Source organism: Deltaproteobacteria bacterium (assembly GCA_019308905.1).
Classification (GTDB): Bacteria; Desulfobacterota; BSN033; order WVXP01; family WVXP01; genus JAFDHF01.
Genome location: JAFDHF010000013.1, coordinates 51,367 through 60,144, shown reverse-complemented (window position 1 = coordinate 60,144; position 8,778 = coordinate 51,367). Strand labels below are relative to the sequence as shown.

At 55.8% G+C, this 8,778-nt stretch carries 9 protein-coding genes; all 9 read left to right on the top strand.

Annotated elements, in window-relative coordinates:
• The first annotated feature begins 262 nt into the window (after window positions 1-262).
• The gene (locus JRJ26_06780; GenBank protein MBW2057184.1) at window positions 263-1,018 is read left to right on the top strand and encodes an NAD-dependent deacylase; all 756 of its coding nucleotides are present in this window, start codon (window positions 263-265) and stop codon (window positions 1,016-1,018) included.
• A 33-nt stretch (window positions 1,019-1,051) separates the two neighbouring features.
• Window positions 1,052-1,471 (top strand): YjbQ family protein, encoded by a 420-nt coding sequence (locus tag JRJ26_06775; GenBank protein MBW2057183.1) that lies wholly within the window; start codon window positions 1,052-1,054, stop codon window positions 1,469-1,471.
• A 75-nt stretch (window positions 1,472-1,546) separates the two neighbouring features.
• Window positions 1,547-2,542 (top strand): PhoH family protein, encoded by a 996-nt coding sequence (locus JRJ26_06770; protein MBW2057182.1) that lies wholly within the window; start codon window positions 1,547-1,549, stop codon window positions 2,540-2,542.
• Window positions 2,543-2,550: 8 nt separating this feature from the next.
• A complete protein-coding gene (locus JRJ26_06765; GenBank protein ID MBW2057181.1) occupies window positions 2,551-5,058 on the top strand; it encodes an HDIG domain-containing protein in 2,508 nt (835 codons plus the stop codon).
• Window positions 4,988-5,404, top strand: coding sequence for an rRNA maturation RNase YbeY (ybeY, locus tag JRJ26_06760; protein ID MBW2057180.1), 417 nt, complete (start codon window positions 4,988-4,990; stop codon window positions 5,402-5,404). Before JRJ26_06765 ends, ybeY begins: the two co-directional genes overlap by 71 nt.
• On the top strand, window positions 5,401-6,246 hold the full coding sequence (locus JRJ26_06755) for an HlyC/CorC family transporter (GenBank protein MBW2057179.1): 846 nt from the start codon (window positions 5,401-5,403) through the stop codon (window positions 6,244-6,246). Before ybeY ends, JRJ26_06755 begins: the two co-directional genes overlap by 4 nt.
• Before the next feature lie 69 nt (window positions 6,247-6,315).
• On the top strand, window positions 6,316-6,363 hold the full coding sequence (locus JRJ26_06750) for a hypothetical protein (protein MBW2057178.1): 48 nt from the start codon (window positions 6,316-6,318) through the stop codon (window positions 6,361-6,363).
• The gene (locus tag JRJ26_06745) at window positions 6,363-7,061 is read left to right on the top strand and encodes an ABC transporter ATP-binding protein (GenBank protein MBW2057177.1); all 699 of its coding nucleotides are present in this window, start codon (window positions 6,363-6,365) and stop codon (window positions 7,059-7,061) included. The genes JRJ26_06750 and JRJ26_06745 overlap by 1 nt, the downstream gene beginning before the upstream one ends.
• 35 nt (window positions 7,062-7,096) lie before the next feature.
• Window positions 7,097-8,710: an apolipoprotein N-acyltransferase gene (lnt, locus tag JRJ26_06740; protein ID MBW2057176.1), complete on the top strand. Its 1,614-nt coding sequence runs from the start codon at window positions 7,097-7,099 to the stop codon at window positions 8,708-8,710.
• Window positions 8,711-8,778: the final 68 nt, after the last annotated feature.

Here is an 8,778-nt window from a genome sequence, read left to right as displayed (position 1 = left end):
CTTTCCCCTCCCCGCTCACCCTTGATGGGTACCCCACCGCTTCCGCAATGTCGCTCGGAGGCAAGGGTGTTCTCCAAAAGTCAGGAAACTCCAGCCGCCTTACGATTGACAAGCCAGCGCTCTTCTGGTACCAGATAATAGATAGATCATTGTCTCCGGAGCCGCAAGGGATCGAGGAGTTCACCTAAGGCCCCTCAAGCGTCGATTAAGGCAAGAGATTTGCAGGGGACGTGAGGCAAGAGAGACCAGGGTAGCGACTACTATGGAATCAGGGGAGATCGAGAGGGCGGCCAGAGACCTGCTCAGCGCGCAAAAGGCCATCGCTTTTACCGGCGCCGGCATCTCAGTGGAGAGCGGGATCCCGGATTTTAGAAGCCCCACAGGCCTATGGTCGAAATACGACCCTGACCAATACGCAACCATCGATGCTTTCAAGGCCGATCCCGGCAAGGTGTGGGAGATGCTCGTGGAGATGATCGGTCTGGTTACGAGGGCAAAACCCAATCCCGCTCATCATGGACTCGCGAGCCTCGAGACGATGGGCAGGCTCCACGCGGTGGTGACACAGAACATAGACGGCCTTCACCAGGCAGCGGGCAGCCGAAAGGTCATCGAGATCCACGGTTCTGGGGCAAGTCTTTCGTGTCTCTCCTGCGGCTCCCGGATAGCTGCGACCTCCTTTTCCATGGAGAAACTTCCCCCCAGATGCCCGGAGTGCCGGAGCATCATGAAACCCGATGTTGTCTTTTTCGGCGAACCCCTTCCCTTGAGTGCCTATGAGGCGGCACTGGAAGCTGCGCGGGAGTGCGATCTCGTCCTTGCCATAGGGACATCCGCGGAAGTCTATCCTGCTGCTGAGATTCCGATCACGGCCAAACGGGCCGGCGCGAAGCTGGTGGAGATCAACGTGGAGCCCACATCTCTCACGGGGCGATTCTCAGACTATCTCATCCAGGGCCGGAGTGGAGAGATCCTGCCACGCGTAGTGGAACTCGTGAGGGGATTGATGTACCAATAAGGTATACATTCCTTCATTCCATGAGAGCCTGCCATGGGGATCGAATTCTTCGAAATCTATCTCCAAACCACGTCTGACACGGACATTCTCGATATCACCCGCCAAGCAGAGCAGGCGGTATTGAAGTCCGCAATCGAGAATGGTAGTATGACAGTATTCATCAGTGGGTCTACGGCCGCTGTGACGACCATCGAGTATGAACCCGGTGTGCTAAACGATCTCCGGAAGGCAATAGAGAGGATCGCACCAAGAGATATCCCCTACGATCACGACCGGCGCTGGGGTGACGGAAACGGATATTCCCACGTCAGAGCGTCGCTGGTTGGCCCCTCTCTGGTCGTCCCGGTCCGTGAGGGAAGGCTCCTTTTGGGGACGTGGCAGCAGATCGTCGTGATAGACTTCGATAACCGCCCCAGAAAACGGAAGGTGGTTATCCAGACTATGGGTGATTGAGTCACTGGATAGAGACCACAGGTGCCTGCCGGTACTGGAGCAGGGAATCTGTGGTTTAGCTTTTGAGGGCAGAAGGTGAGTGAAAAACAGGAGGCCAGGCTCGAATTCGACGACGTAAGGCTGGCCAATACCCTTTTCGGCGTCCAGGGTTCCCACATCCGGCAGATTGCCGACAAGACCGGAACGAGAATTCATGTCAAGGGAAACGCCCTTTCGATCGAGGGGGACGAAATCGGGGTGGCTTTAGCCCAGCGTGTCCTGGAGGAGCTTTACGGGCTCCTGAAGAAAGGGTATCCCCTCTATCCCAGTGATATCGATTTTGCCACGAGGATCCTCTCGGCCAGCAACTCGGCGAGATTGGAGGAGATCTTCCTCGATACGGTCTACATTTCATCGAAAAAGCGCGTCATCACGCCAAAGAGCCTCACCCAGAAACAGTATATCGATGCGATTCGGAGTCATGATATCGTTATCGGCATCGGGCCTGCCGGAACTGGAAAGACCTACCTGGCAATGGCGATGGCCGTGGCCTCCCTGACGAAACAGGAGGTGCAGCGGATCGTGTTGACCCGACCGGCTGTCGAGGCAGGGGAGAGACTGGGATTCCTTCCCGGTGATATCTTTGAAAAGGTCAACCCCTATCTCAGGCCTCTCTATGACGCTCTCCACGACATGATGGATTTCGAGAGGGCTTCCCGGCTGGTCGAGCGCGGAACGATCGAGGTGGTCCCTTTGGCCTTCATGAGAGGGAGAACGCTCAACGATTCCTTTGTCATCCTCGACGAGGCGCAGAACACTGGTTCCGAGCAGATGAAGATGTTTCTCACCAGATTGGGTTATCACGCCAAGGCCGTCATTACGGGTGACATCACCCAGGTCGACCTTCCCGAGGACAGGCAGTCCGGTCTCATCGAAATCCAGACGATCTTGAAGGGAATCAAGGGCATTCGGTTCGTCTATTTCACCGAGAGGGACGTGGTCCGCCACCCACTCGTGCAGGAGATTATCAAAGCCTATGAACGGGCCGAGAAGAATCTCCGCCTGGTCAAATCAAAAGAAAGGAATGCGTGAGGTTCCCTGTGCAGCCTCGACATGATGTGATCCGCCTCGGCAAAGAGGAACGGACAAGAAAGACCGAAGAGAACGGGCTGAAAAGGCCCCCCAACTATCTGAGCCGCCTCAAGAAGAGGTGGCTCGGCCGAATGGGGGTGGTAGGCGGTTTCTTTTCCAACCCCACCGTACAAAAATCGATGATCCTAGCCGGAACAGGGTTGGTTTTGGCAGTCCTCCTCTCACCGACCTTCAGGCTCCCCCCCCGGGAATATGCCGCAGGAGATATCGCCCTCAAAGACGTCAGGGCGACACGTGACATGCTTGTGGAAGACAAGGCTTCCACCGAAAAGAGGCGCCGTGACGCGGCTGAAAAAGTACGTTCCGTCTACGACTTTGACCCCGGCGTCCTCGAGGAGACGGAAAAAAGGGTGAAAGAGGCTTTCGATCTTCTGGAAGAACTCCTGCCGGCTCAGTCTCTTTCCCTGGAGTCGAGGGAGAACAGGAGGAGGCAGATCCAAGAGAAACTCGGGGTTAGACTCAGCCCAGAACAGTGGAAGGTCCTCGAAAAGCATTTTGATCCTTCCCTGGGGGAAGAGATCCTGGGACTCGTGCGTCCCTTGCTGAAAAGAGAGATCGTCAGCAACCGGCGGCTTCTCGAAGAGGACCGAAAGAAGGGACTCACCATCAGGAACATCGTAAACCATGAGGAGAGACAAGAGGATCGAGTAATATCCATCGCCGACCTTGACATCGCCAGGCGTTCGATCAAGAGGAGTTCGGAGGGATTGATCAAGACGCGGGGAAAAGCCGTTGCCGCCTTGGTCAACCGGATTGCAGGCGCCCTTGTCAGACCCAACCTGACATTCAACCGCCAGGAGACAGAGGACAGGAAGAACGCCGCGGTGAAATCCGTGGAACCGGTCTACCTGAGCATAAAAAAGGGGGAAATACTGGTTCGAGAGGGCGACCCGATCCATCCTGACCAGCTTGTCAAACTCCGGGCTCTCGAAGCCCTCCGGACACGGGTCAACACCCCGATGATGATAGTGGGATGGATGCTGGTAATCGTACTTATCCTACTGATCCTGTACACTTTTTCTACTGGAAATATTCGCAAGATCTCCCCTTCCACCAAAGATCTTCTCTTCCTGGCTCTCCTCGCCGTAGGCACCGCTCTCTCTCTGCGGATATCGGGTCTTGTGACCGGCTCGCTGGAAAACAGCTTCTCCCCTATCCCCTCCACGTCCTACTACTACCTCTTTCCGGTTGCCGCCGGAGCGATGCTCGTCCGTATCGTCTTGAACTCCGAGACCGCCCTCGTGTTCTCGGTCGTCATCAGCTATCTGGCCGGGCTGCTCCTGGACAACAGCCTCTTCTTTTTCGTCTATACGTTTGTCGGCGCCGTCGTGGGCGCCCACAGGGTTGCACGCTGTGAGGAGCGATCGACCCTGATCAAAGCCGGCCTGGCAGTTGGTCTTGCGAACGTCCTGGTGATCTTTTTCCATGCCATGGCCTCGGGAGAGCCCTTTAGCCGGGCGGTCATCTTTCAAACACTTTACAACTGCGGATTCGGATTCATGGGGGGTATCTTCTCGGCTTTCGTGGTTCTGGCGATCACGCCGATCGTAGAGACCGTCTTCGCATACACTACGGATATCAAACTCCTGGAGCTGGCCAATTCCGAACAGCCCATACTCAAGAGCCTGATCATTCAGGCGCCTGAAACCCACTCTCACAGTGTCATCATCGCCAGTCTTGCCGAAGCGGCGGCAAGAGCCATCAATGCCAACCCCATACTCGCCAAGGTAGCCGCGTACTACCACGACATCGGCAAGATCAAGAAGCCCATGTATTTCATAGAGAACCAGAAGGGTGCGGAAAACCCCCACAACAGGCTGACACCGAGCATGAGCAGTCTGATACTCCTCTCCCATGTCAAAGACGGCGTGACCATGGCCAGGGAGAACCGCCTGGGGCAGAAAATCATCGACATCATCCAGCAACACCACGGAACGAGTCTCATCAGCTACTTTTACGAGAAGGCCAAGGAGCGGGAAAAGGAGAATCCCGGGGTCCAGGAGATCAACGAGAAGGATTACCGCTATCCAGGACCGAAACCTCAGACCAAGGAGGCAGGCATCGTCATGCTGGCCGATGCAGTCGAAGCGGCCTCCCGTACCCTCTCCGATCCGGTACCCTCCAGAATCAAGGGGCTTACTCAGCAGATCATCAACAAGATCTTCACCGATGGGCAGCTCGACGAGTGCGAATTGACTCTGAAAGACCTCCACCAGATCGGCAACAGTTTCGATCGGATTCTGAATGCCATATTCCATCAACGCATCGGGTATCCATCTCCGGAGGAGCCCGGAAAAAAGAAGAAGAACAATGGCAATCTTGGTTCAAGATCAGCAGCGCATTCAAAGAATAGATCCCAGCAGAATAAGAAAAAAAACTCAGAGAATGCTAGAAATACTCGGACTGGAGCAAAAGGACCTGAGTATCCTCCTGGCAGACGATCCTACTATAGCTGACCTCAACGAGAGATACCTGGGAAAAGCCAGGCCCACCAACGTGATCGCCTTTCCTATGCAAGAGGGGCCTTTCAGTGAGATCAACCCTCGCATGCTCGGCGACGTTGTCGTGTCCATTGAAACCGCCCGCCGGCAAGCCCGAGAGGCCGGTATCGCGGTGGATGACGTCATCGACCGCTTGCTGGCCCACGGCATCCTCCATCTGGCCGGTTACGATCACGAGGGACCTGAGGATCAGGCTCGACGGATGGAGGAAAAGGAAGAGGAGATCCTCCGGACACTTGAAAGAGAAGACGGTTCTCATATGCGGCGGAGGCGACCGAAGGGGGGTGAACCAGACTCGTGAGCCACGCTTTGTGGAAGCGGCTTCGTGAGTTTCTCCGTTTTTTCACAAGACGCGCAACCGTAACCAAGGAGGATATCCATTCAATCATCGATGCAGGAGAGGAGGAGGGCGTAATCAACCTGGATGAACACGAAATGATCCACGGGGTTCTCGGGCTCAAGGGAAGAATCGCCAGGGAGATCATGGTCCCCCGTACGGAGATTACCTGTGTGAACAGCCGGGTCACGATCGAGGAGGCGATCCAACGGATCCTCGAAGACGGTCATTCCCGTATCCCCGTCTTCGAGGAAGATCTCGATCACATCGTGGGAATCCTGTATGCCAAGGATCTTCTCCGCTTTTGCAAGGAACAGAAAATCCGAATCTCCCCGAGAGAGATTGCCAGAAAAGCCTATTTCATTCCGGAGACCAAGGATCTCGAAAGCCTTCTCCGAGAGTTCAAGATGAAAAGGGTTCACATAGCCGTTGTGGTCGATGAATACGGCGGAACATCGGGCCTCATAACCATCGAAGACCTCATCGAGGAGGTCTTCGGAGAAATCGAAGATGAATACGATAGAGAGGAAAAACGGCTCGTACGCCTGGAGGACGGTTGGGTCCTGGCAGATGGAAGGCTGGAAATCGAGGAACTGGAGGAGTGCCTGGACATTCAGATCCCCAAGCGCGGTTTCGAGAGCGTCGGCGGGTTCATCTTCGACCTCATCGGAAGAGTCCCAAAGCGGGGAGAAACCATCGGATACCCGGGGCTGGAGATAAAGATCGAGGAAGCCGATGAGAGGAGGATCGAAAAGGTCAAGATACGAAGGATCCCAGAACAAGGCATCTCCCCTTCCGGCCAGTAGGGAGGGGAGAGATTCCGGCTTCTCGGGGCGAGAGGCCGGAATCCGCAACGCTTCCGACCGCCTGATGAGGTGAGAAACAACAGGGAAGTTCTGAAAGCATACCTGGGGGGTGAATGATGCTCGATGTGGAAGAGATTCACACCTTCTACGGGCTGAGCCATGTGCTGTTCGGCGTCTCTCTCGGAGTGGAGGAGGGGAGGGTTGTCTGTCTTTTGGGCCGGAACGGCGCGGGAAAGACAACCACCCTCAAAAGCATTATGGGCCTTACCCCGCCGAAACAGGGAAGCATTAGATTCAAGGAGCAAGAGATCGCCGGTAAGCCCCCCTATCTACTCGCTCGGATGGGTATCGGTTACGTACCTGATGACAGGCGGATCTTTGCATACCTGACGGTGGGAGAAAACCTGGAGATCGCCGCAAGGAAGGCCAGACCAGGCGAAGGATGGAACAAGGAGAGGGTTTATGAACTCTTCCCGGCATTGGAACGCATAGATTCTCGGAGCGGAGGGCTTCTCAGCGGCGGGGAACAGAAGATGCTGGCCATTGGGAGAGCCCTCATGGGTAACCCAGAGCTTCTGCTTCTCGACGAACCCACGGAAGGCCTGGCTCCTGCCCTGGTCCAAACACTGGAAAGGCGGATGACGAGGCTGAAGGAGGCGGGTCTGACGGTTCTGCTAGCAGAACAGAACGTAAAGTCTGCACTGAGACTCAGCGGCCGCGGGTACATTATCGACAACGGGAAGATCCGTTACCATGGAACCATCGAGGAAATAAGGGAGAACGAGGAGCTCAGGAAGAGGTATCTACTGGCTTAGAGGCACAGTCGGCCCTCATCGAGCGATCCTTTCAAATGAAGCCATCCCATCTATTCCGTCTCCCCTTTCAAAGGGACGATCTCCAGGCGCTTTTTTCGGGGATTCTCCTGGCCCTGAGCTTTCCCAATCCCTTGAACGTGTTGGTATCCCATTTCCATTTCGGTCTCCTGGCGTGGATCGCTCTTGTCCCCCTTCTTCTCTCCCTGGAAGACAAGCCGCCTCTTGCGGGCTTCCGCCTGGGGTGGATCGCTGGTTTCGCCGGTTTCACAGGCATTCTCTATTGGGTGGTCATAGCCATGCACCGTTACGGGGGGATCCCCGTCCCGATAAGCCTCCTGATCCTCATTGCCCTCACCCTTTACCTCAGCCTCTATGTCGGCGCCTTTGCCGCCCTGGTGGGCGCGGTTCGGAACAGTACCGGTTGGAGCCTCTCCATCACCGCCCCTCCCCTTTGGGTAGGGCTCGAATACCTGCGATCGACTCTGCTCACGGGTTTCCCATGGGAAGATCTCGGCTATTCTCAGTACCTGAACCTCCCCGTGATCCAGATCGCCGACGTCACCGGTGTGTTCGGAATCTCCTTTCTCGTGGTTCTGGCCAACAGCCTGGTTTCAGGCGGCATCGTCAGGTTCAGGAAGACCGGAAAGATTCCACTGGGGATCATCCTCATTCTGGCCATTCTCGCCGGTGGGATTCTTTCATATGGATACCTGAGAATCGAAAGCGAAACGAGGAGAACTTCCAGTCAAACACCAATAAGAGTAGGAATAGTCCAGGGAAACATAGACCAGAGCCTCAAATGGGACAAGGCCTACCAGAGAGAGACCCTCCGGATATACCAGACTCTCACCCGGGAGATCGCCCAAAACCATCCCGACCTTATCATATGGCCTGAGACCGCCGTTCCCTTCTTCTTCCCCTATGACCAGCCCTTCACCCGCATGGTCCGGAACGTTGCCCGTGAGACGGGGGCACCGCTGCTCTTCGGAAGCCCCTTCTACGAGGTGGACAAGCAAAGGATACGGTACTTCAACAGTGCCTATCTCGTCACCCCCGAGGGAAAGATCGGAGGCCGGTACGACAAGATCCATCTGGTTCCCTTCGGGGAGTATGTCCCCCTGGCCCGTTTTCTCCCTTTCATCGAGCCTCTTGTTGAAAGCGTCGGAAATCTCGTTTCAGGCAGCAATACCCTTGGAACCGTCGTCTTCTCCATTCCCAGGGCAAGGTTCGGCGTGCTTATCTGCTATGAGATCATCTTCCCCGGTCTGACTCGGAGGTTCATCGGCAGGGGTGCCGACTTCCTGGTAACCATCACAAACGATGCGTGGTTCGGAAAAACGTCGGCTCCCTACCAACACTTCTCAATGGCCGTCTTCAGAGCCGTGGAAAACCGGACCTATGTGGCAAGAGCGGCCAACACGGGGATCAGTGGAATCATCGATTCCACAGGCAGGATCATTCTCGAGACAGAGATCTTTTCCCGCGTGGCCGTATCAGGCGAGGTATTTCTCCGGGAAGCCAAGACCTTCTATACCAGGTACGGGGATCTATTCGCCCACGCCTGTCTCGGCTGGGGGCTTCTCTTGCTTGGAGGAGCCTATTCCGCCCGGAAAAGGAAGTACCCCGGCCTTCATCCCCAAGCAGGATGATCGGCCGGTCCGCATGGATACGGGTTCCTCTGCTTCTACTGCCGGACCCTTCCGGCAACAGGGCGGCC

Bases quoted from the DNA above. Each gene is read 5' to 3' on its own strand.
- JRJ26_06780 (MBW2057184.1), top strand. From the start codon at position 263: ATGGAATCAGGGGAGATCGAGAGGGCGGCCAGAGACCTGCTCAGCGCG.
- JRJ26_06775 (MBW2057183.1), top strand. From the start codon at position 1,052: ATGGGGATCGAATTCTTCGAAATCTATCTCCAAACCACGTCTGACACG.
- ybeY (MBW2057180.1), top strand. From the start codon at position 4,988: ATGCTAGAAATACTCGGACTGGAGCAAAAGGACCTGAGTATCCTCCTG.
- JRJ26_06745 (MBW2057177.1), top strand. From the start codon at position 6,363: ATGCTCGATGTGGAAGAGATTCACACCTTCTACGGGCTGAGCCATGTG.
- lnt (MBW2057176.1), top strand. From the start codon at position 7,097: ATGAAGCCATCCCATCTATTCCGTCTCCCCTTTCAAAGGGACGATCTC.